This window comes from Telluria sp. GW821-FHT07G12 (assembly GCF_059418525.1).
The window spans coordinates 121,813-139,945 of sequence record NZ_JBWKQA010000005.1 but is presented as its reverse complement, the minus strand read 5'-3'; the positions used below and the strand labels follow the sequence as shown (position 1 = coordinate 139,945).

At 65.7% G+C, this 18,133-nt stretch carries 14 protein-coding genes, 1 tRNA gene and 1 riboswitch; of the genes, 5 read left to right on the top strand and 10 right to left on the bottom strand.

All coding sequences use genetic code 11. The annotated features are described in order from the left end of the window. Positions 1 to 68 precede the first annotated feature (68 nt). A complete protein-coding gene (locus AC07PE_RS19245) occupies positions 69 to 5,822 on the top strand; it encodes an alpha-2-macroglobulin family protein (protein WP_498767389.1) in 5,754 nt (1,917 codons plus the stop codon). A 17-nt stretch (positions 5,823 to 5,839) separates the two neighbouring features. After that, positions 5,840 to 8,017: a penicillin-binding protein 1C gene (gene pbpC, locus AC07PE_RS19240; protein ID WP_498767978.1), complete on the top strand. Its 2,178-nt coding sequence runs from the start codon at positions 5,840 to 5,842 to the stop codon at positions 8,015 to 8,017. On the opposite strand, the gene AC07PE_RS19235 is transcribed toward pbpC, so the two are convergent. Then, positions 7,924 to 8,937, bottom strand: coding sequence for a 5'-nucleotidase (locus tag AC07PE_RS19235; RefSeq protein ID WP_498767387.1), 1,014 nt, complete (start codon positions 8,935 to 8,937; stop codon positions 7,924 to 7,926). The genes pbpC and AC07PE_RS19235 overlap by 94 nt on opposite strands. 244 nt (positions 8,938 to 9,181) lie before the next feature. On the opposite strand from AC07PE_RS19235, the gene AC07PE_RS19230 reads away from it, so the two are divergent. Then, positions 9,182 to 9,691: a transglycosylase SLT domain-containing protein gene (locus AC07PE_RS19230; RefSeq protein ID WP_498767385.1), complete on the top strand. Its 510-nt coding sequence runs from the start codon at positions 9,182 to 9,184 to the stop codon at positions 9,689 to 9,691. Positions 9,692 to 9,767: 76 nt separating this feature from the next. On the opposite strand, the gene AC07PE_RS19225 is transcribed toward AC07PE_RS19230, so the two are convergent. From AC07PE_RS19225 to AC07PE_RS19185, 9 genes are all read right to left on the bottom strand, one after another. After that, positions 9,768 to 9,843: transfer RNA gene (locus AC07PE_RS19225), tRNA-Lys, on the bottom strand. Between the two features lie 57 nt (positions 9,844 to 9,900). Further along, positions 9,901 to 10,662 (bottom strand): tol-pal system protein YbgF, encoded by a 762-nt coding sequence (gene ybgF / locus AC07PE_RS19220; protein WP_498767383.1) that lies wholly within the window; start codon positions 10,660 to 10,662, stop codon positions 9,901 to 9,903. An 81-nt stretch (positions 10,663 to 10,743) separates the two neighbouring features. Beyond that, on the bottom strand, positions 10,744 to 11,271 hold the full coding sequence (gene pal / locus AC07PE_RS19215; RefSeq protein WP_498767381.1) for a peptidoglycan-associated lipoprotein Pal: 528 nt from the start codon (positions 11,269 to 11,271) through the stop codon (positions 10,744 to 10,746). A gap of 25 nt (positions 11,272 to 11,296) precedes the next feature. Further along, complete coding sequence (gene tolB, locus AC07PE_RS19210; RefSeq protein WP_498767379.1) at positions 11,297 to 12,571, bottom strand: Tol-Pal system beta propeller repeat protein TolB; 1,275 nt, start codon at positions 12,569 to 12,571, stop codon at positions 11,297 to 11,299. A gap of 30 nt (positions 12,572 to 12,601) precedes the next feature. Further along, positions 12,602 to 13,570 (bottom strand): cell envelope integrity protein TolA, encoded by a 969-nt coding sequence (tolA, locus tag AC07PE_RS19205; protein WP_498767376.1) that lies wholly within the window; start codon positions 13,568 to 13,570, stop codon positions 12,602 to 12,604. After that, the gene (locus tag AC07PE_RS19200) at positions 13,570 to 13,998 is read right to left on the bottom strand and encodes a biopolymer transporter ExbD (protein ID WP_498767374.1); all 429 of its coding nucleotides are present in this window, start codon (positions 13,996 to 13,998) and stop codon (positions 13,570 to 13,572) included. Before AC07PE_RS19200 ends, tolA begins: the two co-directional genes overlap by 1 nt. Before the next feature lie 26 nt (positions 13,999 to 14,024). Further along, positions 14,025 to 14,708: a protein TolQ gene (gene tolQ / locus AC07PE_RS19195; RefSeq protein ID WP_498767372.1), complete on the bottom strand. Its 684-nt coding sequence runs from the start codon at positions 14,706 to 14,708 to the stop codon at positions 14,025 to 14,027. 21 nt (positions 14,709 to 14,729) lie between these two features. Further along, a complete protein-coding gene (ybgC, locus tag AC07PE_RS19190; RefSeq protein WP_498767370.1) occupies positions 14,730 to 15,134 on the bottom strand; it encodes a tol-pal system-associated acyl-CoA thioesterase in 405 nt (134 codons plus the stop codon). A 173-nt stretch (positions 15,135 to 15,307) separates the two neighbouring features. After that, the gene (locus tag AC07PE_RS19185) at positions 15,308 to 16,060 is read right to left on the bottom strand and encodes an SDR family oxidoreductase (protein ID WP_498767368.1); all 753 of its coding nucleotides are present in this window, start codon (positions 16,058 to 16,060) and stop codon (positions 15,308 to 15,310) included. A 104-nt stretch (positions 16,061 to 16,164) separates the two neighbouring features. Continuing rightward, positions 16,165 to 16,263: riboswitch (ZMP/ZTP riboswitch) on the top strand. Between the two features lie 99 nt (positions 16,264 to 16,362). On the opposite strand from AC07PE_RS19185, the gene glyA reads away from it, so the two are divergent. Together glyA and nrdR are read left to right on the top strand one after the other, a co-directional pair. Next, positions 16,363 to 17,610: a serine hydroxymethyltransferase gene (gene glyA, locus AC07PE_RS19180; RefSeq protein ID WP_498767366.1), complete on the top strand. Its 1,248-nt coding sequence runs from the start codon at positions 16,363 to 16,365 to the stop codon at positions 17,608 to 17,610. 29 nt (positions 17,611 to 17,639) lie between these two features. Beyond that, positions 17,640 to 18,110 (top strand): transcriptional regulator NrdR, encoded by a 471-nt coding sequence (gene nrdR / locus AC07PE_RS19175; protein WP_498767364.1) that lies wholly within the window; start codon positions 17,640 to 17,642, stop codon positions 18,108 to 18,110. The last annotated feature ends 23 nt before the right edge of the window (positions 18,111 to 18,133 follow it).

Below are 18,133 nucleotides of genomic sequence, written 5' to 3'. Positions count from 1 at the left end.
TTGTTGACAGTGCTATTCATTCTTGCAAGACTCGGCTGGCTTCTGACTGGGGAGACGAGATGCGTAGCATGAGCTTGCTGAGGGGGCTGGTCCTGGTATTCCTGTGCTGGTGCGCCGGCGCGATGGCGCAAAGTCCTCCGGGGACGCCGCCTGCGCGCACGAGCATCGAGCTGTTTACGCCCGAAGGCGCGGTCAGCGAGGTGCGCCAGGCCACGGCGCGCTTCACCGCGCCGATGGTGGCCTTCGGCGACCTGCGCGCGCCGGCGCCCATCGAGGTCGAGTGCCCGGTACCCGGCGCCGGACGCTGGGTCGACGAACGCACCTGGGCCTACGACTTCGAGCGCGACCTGCCGGGCGCGGTGCGCTGCCGCTTTACCATGCGCCCGGACTTGCGCGACCTGGCCGGGCAGCCGGTGGAAGGCCAGCGCGAATACCTGCTGACCACTGGCGGCCCCGCCGTGCAGCAAAGCCAGCCCTACGATGGCAGCGGTGGTATCAACGAGCGCCAAGCCTTCGTGCTGGCCTTGTCCGCGCCGGCCACGCCGGTTTCCGTCAGCGCCCACGCATGGTGCCAGGCCGAAGGCATCGCCGAGAAGATAGCCGTGCGCATCCTCGGCGGCGAGGCGCGCGAGGAGGCGCTGTACGGCAGCCGCTGGATGCTGCAGCGTACCCTTCACGGCGACGACATGCGCGAACTTGGCAAGCCTTACACGCCGGCGCGCCTGAAGGCCGACGACAAGGCGGGCAAGCTGGACCGCTTCATGGTGCTGCAATGCCAGCGCACGCTGCCGGCCGATACCAAAGTGGCGCTGGTCTGGGGCGCGGGCGTCGCCGCCGTCAACGGCGTCGCCACCACCACCGACCAGACGCTCGCCTATAAAACCCGGCCCGATTTCAGCGCGAAGCTGAGCTGCGATCGGGTCAGCGCGCGCGCAAACTGCATTCCCTTCCTGCCGATGCGGCTGAATTTCAGCGCGCCGATTGCCGTGGCGGACGCGCGCGCGATCTACCTGGAAGAGGCGGGCGGCAAGCGCCACCCGGTCGTGCTGGGCAAGGAGGCGGAGCCGGGCAGTGTGGTCAGCACGGTCAGCCTGCCCGGGCCCTTCCCGCAGCAGGCACGCCTGACCTTGCACCTGCCCGAGGGCCTGAAGGACGATGCCGGCCGCCCGCTGGTGAATAGTGGGCGCTTTCCGCTGCCGGTGCGCACCGGCGAGGCGCCGCCGCTGGTCAAGTTCGCCGCGCCCTTCGGCATCCTGGAAGCGAAGGGCGACCGCATGCTGCCGGTCACGGTGCGCAATGTCGAAGCGAAGCTGGCCGGGACCATGCGCAGCACCGGCGCCGCGCTGCAGCTGAAGGCGGGACGCGAGCAGGAGATCATCGAGTGGCTGCACAAGCTGTCCGGGCCCTGGGGCGGCTGGACGCCGTCGCAGCCCTCCGGCAAGCAGCTGGAAGCGTCCGTGTTTGCCGGCGCCGCGGCAAAAGGGCAGGCGCTGCAGCGCTTCACCTTGCCCAAGCCGAACGGACGCCGCGCCTTCGAGGTCATCGGCATCCCGCTGCGCGAACCCGGCTTTTACGTAGTGGAGCTGGAGAGCCCGCGCCTGGGCGCCGCGCTGAATCCGAAGGGACGCACCGCCTGGGTGCGCAGCGCGGCCCTGGTGACGAACATGGCGGCCCACTTCAAGCTGGGCGCGCAATCCTCGCTGGTGTGGGTGACTTCGCTCGACAAGGGCAGGCCGGTAGCCGGCGCCCGGGTCGAAGTGCGCGATTGCGCCGCGCGCCTGCTGTGGAGCGGCGTCAGCGACGCGCAAGGCATCGCCCGCATCGCCAAGGAGCTGCCACCCTCGCGCTGTCGGGGACAGGACAATTACTTCATCACGGCGCGCAGCGGCGAGGACTTCACCTTCACGCTGTCCGACTGGCACGACGGCATCGAGAACTGGCGCTTCAACCTGCCGACCGGCGACCGCTTCGAGGACAGCCGCATCGTCGCCACCGTGTTCGACCGCAGCCTGCTGCGCGCCGGCGAGACGGTGCACATGAAGCATTTCCTGCGCCGCCAGACGATGGGCGGCTTCGCCATGGTCCGCGCTGCCGACAAGCCGCCTCGGGCTGACAGGAACTGGCGCAGCCAGGAGTCCGAGGCCGAGAACACCCCGCTGCCGGCCAAGGCCTTCCTGGTCCATCAGGGCAGCGGCGAGAAGACGGAGCTGGACCTGGCCTGGGATGCGAACGGTGCGGCCCAGGGCGAGTGGAAGATTCCGCAGGACGCCAGGCTGGGCGTGTACGAGGTGCTGGTCGGCGGCCTCTTGTCCGGCACCTTCCGCGTCGAGCAGTTCCGCGTGCCGACCATGAAGGCGGTACTCAAGGCGCCGGCCGAGGCCCAGGTGGCGCCGGGCGCCGTCAGCTTCGATGCGCAGGTCGGCTTTCTGTCGGGTGGCCCGGCCGGGCAGGCGCCGGTGAAACTGCGCAGCGTGGTGCAGGACACCGGCGTCCAATTCCCCGGCTACGAGGAATTCAGCCTTGGCCTGGGCGACGTGCGCGAAGGCGTGGTGGCGCAGGGCAGCGTCGGCGAGGAGGATGAAGAGGGCGGCGCGCCCGAGGGCGAGGAGGGCAGCCAGCTGGAAGCCGCCCGCACCCAGTCGCTGAACCTGGATCGGGCCGGCGGCGCGCGTATCGCAGTCGACAAGCTGCCGCCGATCGACAAGCCGAAAAGCCTGCTGGCCGAGCTCTCCTACCAGGATGCGAATGGCGAAACGTCGACGGTGTCGGCGCGCGTGGCGCTGTGGCCCTCGGCTTACGTGGTCGGCCTGAAGCCGGACGGCTGGCTGCTGACCAAGGACGCCGTGAAATTCCAGGCACTGGTGCTGGACGTCGCGGGCAAGCCGGCCGCCGGGGTACCTGTGACGGTCGATTTCTTTGCGCGCCAGACCACTTCGCACCGGCGCCGTCTGATCGGCGGCTTCTACGCCTATGAGCACAGCAGCGGGATCAAGCGCCTGGGCGAGGCCTGCAGCGGCGTCACCGACGCGCGCGGCCTGCTGCTGTGCGAGGTTAAAGCGCCGGCCGAGGGCGACCTGATCCTGCGGGCACGCGCCAGCGACGCACAGGGACGGGTGGCCGCGACCCAGCGCGAGGTCTGGATCGCCGGCGGCGAGGAGCAGTGGTTCGCGGCCGGCGACCATGACCGCATCGACCTGCTGCCGGCGCAGAAGCGCTACGAAGCCGGCGACACCGCGACCCTGCAGGTGCGCAGCCCCTTCCGCAACGCCACCGTGCTGGTGACGGTCGAGCGCGAGGGCATCCTCGACAGCTATGTGCGGCATTTGTCGGGCCGCGAGCAGGTGGTGCGTATTCCCGTCAAGGCCAACTATGCGCCGAACGTGTTCGTCTCGGCGCTGGTCGTGCGCGGGCGCGTGGCCGGCGTGCAGCCGACCGCGCTGGTCGACCTGGGCAAGCCTGCTTACAAACTGGGGATTGCCCCGCTGAAGGTCGGCTGGGCGCCGCACGAACTGAAGGTGCAGGTGACATCCGAACGGAACGTGTACAAGGTGCGCGAGCAGGCGAAGGTCAGGATCAAGGTCGAGGCGCCCGGCGGCCGCAAGCTGCCGGTGGGGACGGAAGTCGCGCTGGCGGCGGTCGATGCTGGCCTGCTCGAGCTGATGCCCAACACCAGCTGGAACCTGCTCGAGACCATGATGCGCGAACGGCCCCTCCAGGTGCAGACCGCGACCGCGCAGATGCAGGTGATCGGCAAGCGCCACTTCGGCCGCAAGGCCTTCCCGCATGGCGGTGGCGGCGGGCGCAGCGCCACGCGCGAACTGTTCGAAACCCTGCTGCTGTGGAAGGGCAAGGTCACGCTGGACGCCAACGGCGAAGCCAGCGTGCAGGTGCCGCTCAACGACACGCTGGGCAGTTTTAAAATTGTCGCCGTGGCTGCCGGCGGCGCCGGCATGTTCGGTACCGGCGCGGCCGACATCCGCACCACCCAGGACCTGATGCTGCTGTCCGGCCTGCCCGTCAGTGTGCGCGAAGGCGACAGCTTCCGCGCCGGCTTCACGGTGCGCAACGCTTCGCAGCGCGAGCTGGCGGTGCGCCTGAGCGCCAGCATGGCCGCCGATGGCACGAAGGGGCAGTCGCTGGCGCCGCTGGATGTGACACTGGCGCCGGGCGAGGCCCGCGAAATCGGCTGGACGGTCCAGGCGCCGGTCGGCGCCAAGACCCTGCAGTGGGAAGTCGAGGCCGGCGCGGGTGAAGGCGCACAGGACCGCATGCGCATCCGCCAGCAGCTCAGCCCCGCGGTGCCGGTGTGCACCCTGCAGGCCACGCTGATCCAGCTGGATGGCGAGAAGACCCTGCCGGTGCAGCGGCCAGCCGACGCGCTGCCGGGCCGCGGCGGCATCCAGACTACCTTGACGGCACGCATAGGCGGTGACCTGCCGGGCGTGACCGATTACATGCGCGCCTATCCCTACACCTGCTTCGAGCAGCGCACCTCGCGCTCGGTGGCATTGCGCGACAAGCCGCTGTGGGAATCCACCGTCGCGACCCTGCCGGCCCACCTCGACGCCGATGGCCTGGTCAAGTACTTCGTGCCCATGGATCAGGGCAGCGACATCCTGACCTCCTATGTGCTGTCGGTGACGGCGGAAGCGGGCTACGAGATTCCCGAGGACCTGAAGCAGCGCATGGAAGCCGGGCTTACTGCCTTCGTCGAGGGCAAGATCGCGCGTCCACCGCTGCTGGCCAGCGGCGAGCTCACGGTGCGCAAGCTAGCCGCGCTGGAGGCGCTGTCGAGGAGCGGCCTGGTCAAAGCGGCGATGCTGGAATCGATCACGGTCCAGCCCAACCTGTGGCCGACCTCCGCGGTGCTCGACTGGTACCAGATGCTCATGCGCACGACCGGCCTGCCGCAGCGCGACCAGCAGCTCGCGCAGGCGCGCCAGGTGCTGCGCGCGCGCATGAACCTGCAGGGCACGACCATGGGCTTCTCGACCGAGCGCAGCGATGAATGGTGGTGGCTGATGGCGGGCACCGACGCGAATGCCAACCGCCTGCTGCTGGCGGCGATGGGCGATCCGTTCTGGCAGGCCGATATCGGGCGCCTGGCGCGCGGCGCCCTGGGCCGCCAGCGCCACGGCCACTGGCTCACGACCACCGCCAATGCCTGGGGCGTGGTGGCGCTGGATGCGTTCTCGCGCAAGTACGAGGCCAAGCCGGTAAGCGGCATGGCGCAGCTGGACCTGGGCGGGGCATCCTGGACCGGCACGGTGCCGTCGACGGTGCTGCAGACCTGGCCGGAAGGGCAGGCCACCCTGAAGATGCGCCAGCTGGGCAGCGGCAAGCCCTGGGCCACGGTGCGCAGCCTGGCAGCCATTCCACTCAAGGCGCCGCTGTCCTCGGGCTACCGTATCACCCGCAGCATCACGCCGGTCGAGCAGAAGATCAAAGGCCAGTGGTCGCGCGGCGACGTCTACCGCGTGCGCCTCGACATCGACGCACAGGCCGACATGACCTGGGTGGTGGTCGACGATCCGATCCCCGCCGGCGCCAGCATCCTGGGCACGGGCCTGGGCCGCGACAGCCAGATCGCCGCATCGGGCGAGCGCTCGCGCGGCTGGGTGTGGCCGGCCTTCCAGGAGCGTTCGCAAAGCGCCTTCCGCTCCTATTACGAGTTCGTCCCGAAAGGCAGCTTCAGCGTCGAGTACACGGTGCGCCTGAATAACGAAGGCCGCTTCGGCATGCCGGTGACGCGGGTCGAGGCGATGTACAACCCGGAGATGTTCGGCGAGCTGCCGAATGCCGCGGTGGCGGTGGGGCCGTGAACAGGGTTTATGCGCTGATGTTCGTTGCGGCGCTGTCGGTGCCGGCGACCGCCGCCGTGCCGACGCCGGCGCAGGTGAAGGCTGCCTGGCAGCCGTCGGACGCCCAGCTGCTCGACCGCCACGGCGAGCCGCTGGAGAGCGTGCGCATCGACATGGCGGCGCGGCGCCAGCCCTGGGTGGCGCTGGCCGACATCTCGCCCGGCCTGGGCCGCGCGGTCATGCAGGCCGAGGACCAGCGCTTCATGGAGCACGGCGGCATCGACCTGAAGGCGGTCGGGCAGGCGGCCTGGGACAACCTGTTCCGCGGCCAGGGCGGCAGCCAGGCGCGCCTGCGCGGCGCCTCGACCATCACGATGCAGCTGGCCGGGCTGCTCGACCCCGCGCTGGCGTCGCGCGCGGCGGGCCGCAGCTGGAGCCAGAAATGGGACCAGGCGCTGGCCGCGCGCGAGCTGGAAGCCGGCTGGAGCAAGCAGCAGATTCTGGAAGCCTACCTGAACCTGGCCAGCTTCCGCGGCGAGCTGCAGGGCGTCGGCGCGGCCTCGCGCGGCTTGTTCGGCAAGGCGCCGTCCAGCCTGGACCTCGGCGAGTCGGCGACCCTGGCCAGCCTGCTGCGCGCGCCGGGCGCCTCCACGCGCGAGGTGGCGCGCCGCGCCTGTGCGCTGGCCGCCGAGCTGAAGGCGGCATCGTCCTGCGCGACCATCGAATGGCAGGTCGAGGTCGCCCTGGCCCGCCCCGGCGCCGCGTTCCGGCAGCCACCGGCCCAGCTCGCGCGCCTGCTGCTGGACGAGGGCAAGGGGCAGCGCGTACTGCGCTCCACCATCGACGGCAAGCTGCAGCGCTTCGCCGCCATGACACTGCGCCGCCACCTGGCCGAGCTGGCCGAACGCAATGTCGGCGATGGCGCCGTGCTCGTGCTGGACAACGACAGCGGCGAGATTTTGGCCTATGTCGCGAATACCGGCGCCGGCGAAGTCGACGGCGTGGCGGCGCTGCGCCAGGCCGGGTCGACCCTGAAACCCTTCCTGTACGAGCTGGCGATCGAGCGCGGCGTCCTGCACGCCGCGTCTCTGCTGGACGATACCCCGGTCGACATCCCGACCGTGAGCGGCCTGTACGTGCCGCAGAACTACGACCGCCGCTACCACGAGGTGGCGAGCGTGCGCACCAGCCTGGCCGGCTCGCTGAACATTCCGGCGGTGCGGACCCTGATGCTGACGGGCCTCGATCGCTTTCACGAACGGCTGCGCGAAGTCGGGCTATCGAGCCTGACCGAGGCTGCCGACTTCTACGGCTACTCGCTGGCGCTCGGCTCGGCCGACGTCAGCCTGCTCGAACTGACCAATGCCTACCGCACCTTGGCGAATGGCGGTCTTCAAGGGAGCGTAACTCTGCGTGCGCGCGCACCGGAACGCAAGCGCAGGGTGCTGGACGAAAAGGCCGCCTTCATCGTCGGCGACATCCTGTCGGACCGCGGTGCGCGCAGCGTGACCTTCGGCCTGCGCAACGAGCTGGCCACCAGTTTCTGGAGCGCGGTGAAGACCGGCACCAGCAAGGACATGCGCGACAACTGGTGCGTGGGATTCACGAGCCGCTACACGGTCGGGGTCTGGGTCGGTAATTTCGATGGGCGGCCGATGTGGGACGTCTCCGGCGTCTCCGGCGCGGCCCCGGTGTGGCGCGACCTGATGGATTACCTGCACCGCGACAGCAGCAGCCGCGCGCCGGCGCCGCCGCCAGGCCTGGTGCGGCAGAACGTCGCCTTCACGCCGGCCGTCGAAACGCCGCGCAGCGAGTGGTTCGTGCGCGGCACCGAGACCGCGGCTGTGGAGTTATTGGCGCCGTCGCAGCGCCAGCCGAAGATCGTGTACCCGGCCGACTCCAGCCTGATCGCGCTGGACCCGGACATCCCGGAACGGCTGCAGCGGGTGCGCTTCCTGGCCCAGGGAGAGCGCGACATGGCCTTGGTGCTGGATGGAGAAAAGCTGGGACAGGACGTGGTGGACGCCGGCTGGGCGCCGGCGCCGGGCAAGCATGAACTGAAGCTGGTGGGGCAGGACGGGCGCACGGCGGCGAGCGCCCGCTTCGAGGTGCGCGGCGGCGCTCAGCTGGTTTCGACCTTCTCGACCAGCAGCGGCGGATCGTCGGCCAGGTCGATGCCCGCCAGCGGCGAGAACAGCGGCGAATCCGAGCGGTAGGGCACGCGGCCGGAGGGCACGTGCTTGGCGGCCGGATCGAGGTGCAGGTCCTGGTCGTCGAAGAAGATGTGGGCGCGGAAGGCCTTTACCACCTTCGACTTCGGCACGCCGCCCAGGAAGAAGATCTCGTTCACGTAGACGCCCCAGTGGCGCAGGGTATTGATGACCCGCATTTCGGCCGGCGCACTGCGCGCGGTGACGATGGCGATGCGCACCGGCGAGGCATCCGCGCCGAAGGGCAGGCGCTCCTGCAGCTTGGCCAGCTTGCGCAGCAGGATGGCGTAGGGGCCGTCGTTCATCGGCTCGTTCTGCTTCTCGTCCTCGACCGTGTGGAAGCGGCCCAGGCCCTCGGTCTTGTAGACCAGCTCACTCGAATCGTCGAACAGCACGGCGTCGCCGTCGAAGGCGATGCGCACCTGGTCTTCGAGCGGCGCCTCGCCCGAATGCGGCGGCGGCTTCAGGACCGCAGCGGCGCAGGCCTGGGCGTCGATGATGCGCTGGGCATCCTCGACGTTCGTGGTCAGGAACAGGTCGACCGCGAAGGCGTCCAGGTAGTCGACCACCGACTGCCCGCCGGTAAAGGCGTGGCGCGAGATCGGCAGCCCGCGCGAGCGGATGTTGTTGAAGACGCGGACCCCGGTCTCCGGGCTGTTGCGCGACATGACCACGACCTCGACCAGCGGCTTCGATTCCGATGGCGCAAAGCGATTCAGGCCGAGGAGGGCGCGCACCAGCGGCATGCCGGTACCGTCGCGCAGCGGTTCGTTCTCGCGCTCCAGCATGTAGGCGCGGTACTCATCGAGGGCGTTCTGCGGGTTCTTCGCGTACTTCGCTTTGTAGACGGCATCCGCTTCGGCCAGGTCGAACAGGGCGGTGGCGGAAATACCGACGACGAGAGTGTCTGTGAGGTCGAGGGGCATGGCGGCTGAGTGGTTGAGTGTTGCGCTGATCGGATATTACCCGACAGGAAGGTCGGACGCGGCTTGGCCTTATAAGAATATTCCTTTGGGAAACGAATGGATGGGAATTCCGGGCTCCGTTGAGGTCGAGCAATGGACTCTGGCGTCTTGCCATTTACCCATATCGCATGCGCTTGAGCATACTCAAGCATGCCCGGCGCCGCCGGCGGGACGATGACACTGCCGGGTTTGCAAGGAGCCAGACATGGACACGCGAAACGAGCAGGTGGCGCGCCTGCGGGCGATCAGGAAGCTGGTCGAGGAGAACAACGAGTCCTGCCTCAGCACGGAAATGATCGTCTGTCAGATCTATATGGAATCCCGTTTCGACAAGTGCGCGCAGGCCGAGGGCAGCAGCGCACGCGGCCTGATGCAGCTGATGAAGGTGGCGAACCGCGAGCTGTGTCGCCTCGACAATCTACGCAAGCCGTCGGATGCCCGCCGGCCCGAGGCCACGCTGTACCGGGACGCCGACGTCTTCCACGACAGTCCTGCCTTCGTCGACGAGGCGACGAATATCCGGCTCGGCACCCGCTACCTGCAGGCGCTGATCGACAAGGCGAAGCGGGAGGGAAGCGCGGACCCGGTCGCCGAAGCCTACAAGGATTATCGCGGGGTGAGGAACGGGATCTATTACCAGAAGATCCGGGCGGCGGCGCAGAAGCTGAAGCGTGACCCGGACAGCATCGAGGCTTTGAGGCTGCTGGAAAGCTAGCGCGGTCCACAGCCACCAAAACAAAAAAGGCGTCACGAAAAAATTCGCAACGCCTTCTATGCTTACAACTAAATTCTGGTAGGCCGTGCTGGGCTCGAACCAGCGACCAACGGATTAAAAGTCCGCTGCTCTACCAACTGAGCTAACGACCCGAAAGAAGCAAGATTATAGGGGCTGTCTGCCGGGCTGTCAAATGCTCATGAACGACCTTACTTCAGGCTGGCCAGGCGGTCCTTGGCAGTCGCGGCGGCCGAGGTGTCCGGGTACTTCGACACCAGCTGCTGCAGGATCTTCTTGGCCTTCTTGTTGTCCTTCAGCTCGATGTAGTTGCTGGCGATGTTGAGCATCGCGTCCGGTACTTTGGGGCTGTTGCCGTAGTTCGAGACGACTGCTTCCTGTGCGGCGATCGCGTTCTTGTAGTCGCGCTGGGCGTAGTAGGTGTTGCCGAGCCAGTATTGCGCGTTGGCGGCGAAAGCGGAGTCCGGGTAGCGGCGGACGAAGTCCTGCAATGCGTTGGCGGCGGCCTTGTAGTCGCCCGTTTTGAACAGGTCCATCGCAGCGTCGTAGGCCTGTTTCTCCGAAGGCTTCACCTCGACGGTCTGGCCGTCGACGGTTTCCTGGCGCGGCTCGAGCTTGCGGATGCGCGCGTCGAGGTCGGCGTACAGGTCTTTCTGGCTCTTCTGCGAGCTCGCGATCTGGTTCGCCAGCACTTCGAGCTGGCCGCGCAGGCGGGCGATTTCCTGCATCGTCTGCTCATGCTGGTTCAGGATCTCGATGGTCGCGGTCTTGTCCGACTTGGTGTCGAGGCGCGCGTTGACGTCGCGGGACAGCGCATCCACCTTGGCGCGCAGGTCGAGGATGGCGCGGCGCGCTTCATCGTCGTCGAGGATGCCGGCGCTCGCATGCAGGGGCATCCAGGCGGCAAAGGCGAGGGCGATGGCCGCAAGGCGGGACTGGGACGTTTTGATCATTTCTGACTCTTCCTAAGCAATACGGGGCGGGATGCAGTCTGCACTGCATCCCGCCCCACTGTCAATCAACCGGATGACCGATTATTGATAGACGATGTCCGCGCGGCGGTTTTCAGCCCAGGCGGCTTCGTTGCTGCCGGTTGCCTTCGGCTTTTCTTCGCCCAGCGAGACGGCTTCCATCTGGCTGTCGGACACGCCCAGGGCGGCCATCGATTTGCGCACGGCTTCGGCACGCTTCTGGCCCAGGGCCAGGTTGTACTCGGTGCCGCCGCGCTCGTCGGTGTTACCCTGGATCAGGACTTTACGCTGCTTGTTCTTGGTCAGGTAAGCCGAGTGGTTCTCGACGACCGGCTTGCCGTCGTCACGAACGACGTAGCTGTCGAAGTCGAAGTAGACGCTGCGGTTCGCCAGAACGCCTTTCGGGTCGTTCAGCGGGTCCACGGTGCCGGTCTCGACCGGGCGGACGTCACGGCTGGTGTCGGCCGGCGGCGCGGTGTTGGCGACCGGGGCTTTTTCGACCACCGGGGGTTCTTGCAGTTTGGTCGACGAGCAAGCCGACAGCAGGGCTGCGGCCGAAGCGATGAAGGCTACAGTTTTAATGTTGCGCATGGGTTTTCTCCTGGTCAAAAAATATTTACTTCATAAAGGGGCCCCAGCTGGGCTCCTTGATGTTTCCCGCCTGCGTCGAAAGACGCTGCTTTACCCGACCGTCAACGGACACCACGGCCAGCGAGGCGCGCCCGCCGCCCTTGTTGGCATACATGATGTATTTGCCGTTTGGCGAAAAACTCGGTTCGGTGGCCCCTTCGGCCAGGCGCTGTTCCTGGCCGCTGGCCAGGTCCATCGCGTAAAGGCAGTACACCCCGTCGCGTTGCGAAATCCACGCCAGCGTCTTGCCGTCCGGGGAAATGCGAGGGGAAATATTTTCACGACCATTGAAGGTGACGCGGGTGGGCTGGCCACCGTTCACGCTCATCTTGTAAATCTGCGCACCGCCGCTGCGGTTGCTCACGAAATAAACCGTCTGGCCATCGCCCGAGAACTGGCCTTCGGTATCGATGTCGGTGCCGTTGGTCAGGCGGCGCAGGCCGCTGCCGTCGACGTTCACGATGAAGATCTGGGTATTGCCGGTCTTCGACAGGGACAGCAGCAGCCTGGTGCCGTCCGGCGACCATGCCGGCGCCGAGTTGTTGCCCTTTTCGTTGGACAGGATCGCGCGCTGGCCGGTGATCAGGTTCTGCACGTAGACGATCGGCTTCTGCTTTTCCAGCGATACGTAGGCGACCTTGGTGCCGTCCGGCGACCAGGACGGCGAGAAGATCGATTCGCGGCCATAGGCGGCGATCTGCTCGTTTTCGCCGTCGGCGTCGGCGACCACCAGCTCGTAGCTGTGGTTGCCTTTGCCCGGGTTCACTTTCACGTACGAGATGCGGGTCGAGAAGATGCCGCGCACGCCGGTCAGCTTCTCATAGACGTCGTCGGCGATGCGGTGGGCTTCGAGGCGGGTGTTGCGCGCACCGACCGCGTCCGACAGTTGCGAGAGCTGGGTCTGCTTGACGGTGTCCATCAGCTTGTAGCGGACCTGGAAGCGGCCGTCGGCCATACGGCTGACCGAACCGACGACCAGGGCGTCCGCACCGCTGGCCTTGAAGGCGCCGAGGTCGACGCTGGCCGTGTCGGAGATGGTCTGGCGCGCATCGATCACCTTGAACACGCCGCTACGCTCGAGGTCGGCGCGGATGATGGCCGAGACCTGGTCCGGCGCGACCGATTCGTCGGCAAAGGCCGCTACCGCGACCGGGATCTGGGTACCGCTCACGCCGGCGATTTCGACGCGCACCTGGGCGTGTGCAGCCACGCCCATCAGCAGGGTGGCCGAAAACAGCAGGGAATGTAGTTTCTTCTTCATAATGTCTCAGCTAAGTTTGGGTTCGAGCGATCAGTTCAGGTCTTTCAGCTTGAAACTGACTGGAAGTGATCGCTCTACCGTACCATCTTTCTTCTTTGGTAGTGGTGACGATTTGTTAATGCCTCGTTCCACCGCGTCGTCGAAGGCTGGAATGCCGCTGCTCTTGGTTTTGCGTACCGAAAGGATCTCACCGGTCGGCAATTGCTCCACCTGGAAAACGACCTCGGGATTGCCCGGTACATCGGTGCTGCCCGGATAGGTCGTATTACCTTTGATCTTCGCGGCGATGCTGGCGATATAACCCTTGTCGATGCGCGGCGCGGTCGATTTCTCGGCGCTGCCCGAGCTGCCCGGATTGCCGGCGCCGGAAGTCAGACGCTTCATTTCCTCGTCACGCAGCTTCTGCAATTTGGCGGCTTCAAGCTTCTCGGCTTTCGCCTTCGCGATCTTCTCGGCCTTTTCCTTCTCGGCCTTTTTCTTCTCTTCTTCCTTCTTGGCCAGTTCCTGCTCTTTCTTCTTCTGATCTTCGCGCGCCTTCTTCTCGGCCAGCGCCTTTTCCTTCTTCTCTTCCTCGCGCTTCTGCTTGGCGAGTTCCTGCTCGCGCTCGACGCGCTCTTCTTCCTTGCGCTTCAGTTCTTCCTTGCGTTTCTTCTCGCGTTCCAGGGCAATATCCGGCTGCTTCGGCGGCGCCGGCTCGGCCACCGGCGGCGGCTCGGCCACGCGCGGGGTCGGCGGCGGCGTTTCCGGCTCCGGCTCGGGTTCCGGCTGAACCTGCGGCTGCGGTGCGGGCGGCGCCGCGCTTTGTATGGTGGTGTCCCATACCTCGGCTTCGACCGCGATCGGCTGGTTGTTGGTCCAGTTAATGCCGATCACCAGGAAGGCCAGCAGCAGGGCGTGCACGCCCACCGCCAGTCCGATCGAGGACATGCGGTTCGGTTCCGGCGGCACCTGGTAGGGCGAGCCGCCGATGGCATTGCTGTTGTTCTTCGTTGCCGACATTATTTGGTAGCCAGTCCAACCCGGTTGATGCCCATCTTCTTGGCTTCCGAGATCATCTGGATCACATCGTCATACTTGCTCTCGCGGTCGCCCGAAATCATCACCGGATAGTCGGGATGCTCGGCGTGGATCGCGCGCAGGCGTTCGATCAGGGCAGTGCGGCTGGACATGTCCTCGGGCGCGCTGCTGTTCTTGCCGTTGATGCCGATCTGCAGCTGGGCATTGCTCTTCACCGAGATATTGATGTAATCGTCCGGCGGCTGGGTCGAGCGCTCGGCGCTGGGCAGCTTGATCTCGCTGGGGTTCTGCGCCGGCGGCACCGCCATGAAGATGATGAGCAGCACCAGCATCACGTCGATGTAGGGCACGACGTTGATTTCGGACTTCAGCTTGCGGCGTCCGTTGCGCAGGTTGCTGTTGAATGCCATGTTCTTACCTCACTATCCCGTTGCGCTCAGCGCGACTGGCGCTGCAGGATGTTCGAGAATTCCTCGACGAAGCTTTCGAAGCGGATCGCGAGACGGTCGATATCGTGGGTGAAGCGGTTGTACGCGACCACGGCCGGGATCGCCGCGAACAGGCCGATCGCGGTGGCGATCAGCGCTTCGGCAATGCCCGGAGCGACGACGGCCAGGGTTGCCTGCTGCACGTTGGCCAGGCCGCGGAAGGCGTTCATGATGCCCCACACGGTGCCGAGCAGGCCGATGTACGGGGACACCGAACCGACCGAGGCCAGGAAGTTCAGGTGCGTATCGAGGTGGTCCAGTTCGCGGTGGAAGGCGGCGCGCATCGCGCGGCGGGCGCCGTCCAGCACGGCGCCGAGGTCGAGGGCGTCGCGGGCGGCCTGCTTGCCCTTGATGAATTCGCCCATGCCGGCCTCGAAGATACGGGCCAGCGGGCCGCTCTGGTCGCGCTGGGTGCTGGCGCTCTGGTGCAGGGTGTGCAGGTTGCCGCCGGCCCAGAAGCTGCGCTCGAACTGCTCGGTCAGGCGACGCGCGGCGCGGATCGCGAAGACCTTGCGGAAAATATAAGTCCAGCTGATTACGGAAATCGCGAACAGCAGCAGCATGATCAGCTTGACCAGGATGTGCGCGTTGGCGATCAGTTCAATAAAGGAGAGGTCTTGGACTGCGTTCATCAGTATATTTGTTCAAATGTGTCAGTCGGCCCGCATTTTAGCAGCGATAGTTGCAGGAAGGGAACGGGGGCGCATGGTTTGGGCATCGACGCAGCCCACTTTCACGTTCGCGGTCGACAGCAGGGTTTCGCCGCGCCAGGCTTGCTGGGCGAACTGGACCGAGGCGCGGCCGAGCTTTTCCACGGTCAGTTTCAGGGTCACTTCATCGTCCAGGCGCGCGGACGCCAGGTACTCGACGCTGGCGCTGCGCACCACGAAGGCAGCGTTTTCCTCGTCGAGCAGGGTTTGCTGATGAATGCCGAGCGAACGCAGCCATTCGGTGCGCGCACGTTCAAAGAACTTCAGGTAGTTGGCGTAGTACACGATGCCGCCGGCGTCCGTATCTTCGTAATAGACCCGCACCGTCCAGGTGAAAACTGAAGGCATTTCAGCTGCCATAAATGAAATTGGGAAACATTTTACGCGATTTTCGACAGGCTTATGTGCGGTGCAGTACATAAACCTTCGAAGATTAGCGGGCATGAGTAAACGCTAAGCATGCATACTCAGCCAACAACTGTAACACTTTCTAACAACCTGCGTCGCCACGGAAACCGGCGTCAGGCCTGTGTGCGCTTGATGTTGAAAGGCGAGAAGCCCTGGCAGGTCGGCATCATTTCGATCAGGTTGATGTTGACGTGCGGGGGCAGGGTAGCGATCCAGTAGGCGGTCTCGGCGATGTCTTCGGCGGTCAGCGGCTGGGTGCCCTCGTAGACCTTGGCGGCCGCGGCGTCGTCGCCCTTCAGGCGCACGTTCGAGAATTCGGTGCCGCCGCACAGGCCCGGCGCCAGGTTGGTAGCGCGAACACCGGTGCCCACCAGGTCGGCGCGCAGGTTCAATGTGAACTGTTCGACGAAGGCCTTGGTTGCGCCATACACATTGCCGCCCGGGTAGGGGTAATGGCCGGCAACCGAGCCCAGGTTGATGACCAGGCCGCTGCCGCGCTCGACCATCGAGGGTAGGACGGCGTGGGTCATGGTCACCAAGCCCTTGACGTTGGTGGCGATCATGGTGTCCCAATCTTCCAGCGGGACCTCGTGCGCCGGCTTGGTGTTCAGCGCCAGGCCCGCGTTATTGATCAGGACGTCGATCTGGCGCCAGGACTGCGGCAGCATCGACAGCGCTTCCTCGATCGAGGCCTTGTCGGTGACGTCCATCGCGACCGGCAACGCGGATTCGCCCAGCTCCCGGGCCAGCGACTCCAGCCGGTCCTTGCGCCGCGCAGCCAGCACTACCTGGTGGCCGTTCTTGACGAAGGTGCGCGCCATCGCGGCGCCGAAGCCGGCCGATGCGCCGGTAATGAATACGATCATGATGGGATCCCGGATGATGGATGGTGAAGACAGAACTGCAAGATTGTAGCCGAAATGATCATTGCTTACCCCATGTGTCATACCTTACAATCGGCAGTTCCATTTACGTCTCACGTAACTGGCGAAAACCGCCCGCAGGCGGCGAAGGTGGAAATCCACCGGGGAGCGTGAGACGTCGTTTGCCGTTCGCCTGGGCAGCCTTCGACTGGTACGCTTCGTATCGGCGGCTGCCGTGTTTCTCGCTCCCGCCCCGGTTCAGCGCTGCCTGTTGCCTGGTACTCTTATCGATTGGAGTTTTTTTCATGTTTGCAAAAGATCACACGCTCGCCAACGTCGACCCGGAACTGTGGGATGCCATTCAGAAGGAAAACACCCGCCAGCAAGACCACATCGAGCTGATCGCGTCCGAGAACTACACCTCGCCGGCAGTCATGCAGGCGCAGGGCTCCCAGCTGACCAATAAGTACGCGGAAGGCTATCCGGGCAAGCGCTACTACGGCGGCTGCGAATACGTCGACGTCGCCGAGCAGCTGGCGATCGACCGCGTCAAGCAACTGTTCGGCGCCGAAGCCGCCAACGTCCAGCCGAACTCGGGCTCGCAGGCCAATCAGGGCGTGTTCTTCGCCATGCTGAAGCCGGGCGACACCATCATGGGCATGTCGCTGGCCGAAGGCGGCCACCTGACCCACGGCATGGCCCTGAACATGTCGGGCAAATGGTTCAACGTCATCTCCTACGGCCTGACCGAGCAGGAAGACATCGACTACGAGCAGATGGAAGCCCTGGCCCGCGAGCACAAGCCGAAGCTGATCATCGCCGGCGCCTCGGCCTTCTCGCTGCGCATCGACTTCGAGCGCTTCGCGAAAATCGCCAAGGAAATCGGCGCCTACTTCATGGTCGACATGGCCCACTACGCCGGCCTGATCGCCGCGGGCGAGTACCCGAACCCGGTGCCCTACGCCGACTTCGTCACCTCGACCACCCACAAATCCCTGCGCGGCCCGCGCGGCGGCATCATCCTGATGAAGGCCGAGCACGAGAAAGCCATCAACTCGGCAATCTTCCCGGGCATCCAGGGCGGTCCGCTCATGCACGTCATCGCCGGCAAGGCCGTCGCCTTCAAGGAAGCGCAGTCGCCGGAATTCAAGGCATACCAGCAGCAAGTCGTGAAGAACGCCAAGGCCCTGGCCGAAGCGCTGATCGCACGCGGCCTGCGCATCGTCTCGGGCCGTACCGAGTCGCACGTGATGCTGGTCGACCTGCGTTCGAAAGGCCTGACCGGCAAGGAAGCGGAAGCGATCCTGGGCCAGGCGCACATGACCTGTAATAAGAACGGCATCCCGAACGACCCGCAGAAGCCTTTCGTGACCTCCGGCATCCGCCTCGGCAGCCCGGCCTTCACCACCCGCGGCTTCAAGGAAGAAGATGCGACCAAGGTGGGCAACCTGATCGCCGACGTGCTGGACAACCCGCACGACGCCGCGACCATCGAGCGCGTCAAGCTTGAGGTGAAAAAGCTGACCGACAAGTACCCGGTCTACGCAGCATAAAGCGATCAAGCGCAGCAGCCCCGGCGACCATGAAATGCCCTTTCTGTCAGCATGAAGACACCCAGGTCCTCGATACCCGCGTATCCGAGGAGGGCGATTCCATCCGCCGCCGGCGCCGCTGCGCCCAATGCGACAAGCGCTTTACCACCTACGAGCGCGTCGAGCTCTCGATGCCGATCATCGTCAAGAAGAACGGCAGCCGTACCGAATTCGAATCCTCCAAACTGCGCGGCAGCCTGATGCTGGCTCTGCGCAAGCGTCCCGTTGCCGCCGGCGCGATCGACGCCGCCATCTCCTCGATCGAGGAAAAACTGCTCACCAGCGGCCGCCGCGAAGTCGACAGCGTCTACGTCGGCGAACTCGTGATGCAGGAACTCAAGCGTCTCGACAAGATCGCCTACATCCGCTTTGCCTCCGTCTACAAGAACTTCGAAGACCTGGCCGAGTTCCAGGAAGCGATTGCGGAAGTCGGTCCGGGCGCGAAAACCAATCCCACCTGAAGAAGTTCCATCTCTACGCTTGA

Bases quoted from the DNA above. Each gene is read 5' to 3' on its own strand.
- AC07PE_RS19245 (WP_498767389.1), top strand. From the start codon at position 69: ATGAGCTTGCTGAGGGGGCTGGTCCTGGTATTCCTGTGCTGGTGCGCC.
- pbpC (WP_498767978.1), top strand. From the start codon at position 5,840: ATGTTCGTTGCGGCGCTGTCGGTGCCGGCGACCGCCGCCGTGCCGACG.
- AC07PE_RS19235 (WP_498767387.1), bottom strand. From the start codon at position 8,937: ATGCCCCTCGACCTCACAGACACTCTCGTCGTCGGTATTTCCGCCACC.
- AC07PE_RS19230 (WP_498767385.1), top strand. From the start codon at position 9,182: ATGGACACGCGAAACGAGCAGGTGGCGCGCCTGCGGGCGATCAGGAAG.
- ybgF (WP_498767383.1), bottom strand. From the start codon at position 10,662: ATGATCAAAACGTCCCAGTCCCGCCTTGCGGCCATCGCCCTCGCCTTT.
- pal (WP_498767381.1), bottom strand. From the start codon at position 11,271: ATGCGCAACATTAAAACTGTAGCCTTCATCGCTTCGGCCGCAGCCCTG.
- tolB (WP_498767379.1), bottom strand. From the start codon at position 12,571: ATGAAGAAGAAACTACATTCCCTGCTGTTTTCGGCCACCCTGCTGATG.
- tolA (WP_498767376.1), bottom strand. From the start codon at position 13,570: ATGTCGGCAACGAAGAACAACAGCAATGCCATCGGCGGCTCGCCCTAC.
- AC07PE_RS19200 (WP_498767374.1), bottom strand. From the start codon at position 13,998: ATGGCATTCAACAGCAACCTGCGCAACGGACGCCGCAAGCTGAAGTCC.
- tolQ (WP_498767372.1), bottom strand. From the start codon at position 14,708: ATGAACGCAGTCCAAGACCTCTCCTTTATTGAACTGATCGCCAACGCG.
- ybgC (WP_498767370.1), bottom strand. From the start codon at position 15,134: ATGCCTTCAGTTTTCACCTGGACGGTGCGGGTCTATTACGAAGATACG.
- AC07PE_RS19185 (WP_498767368.1), bottom strand. From the start codon at position 16,060: ATGATCGTATTCATTACCGGCGCATCGGCCGGCTTCGGCGCCGCGATG.
- glyA (WP_498767366.1), top strand. From the start codon at position 16,363: ATGTTTGCAAAAGATCACACGCTCGCCAACGTCGACCCGGAACTGTGG.
- nrdR (WP_498767364.1), top strand. From the start codon at position 17,640: ATGAAATGCCCTTTCTGTCAGCATGAAGACACCCAGGTCCTCGATACC.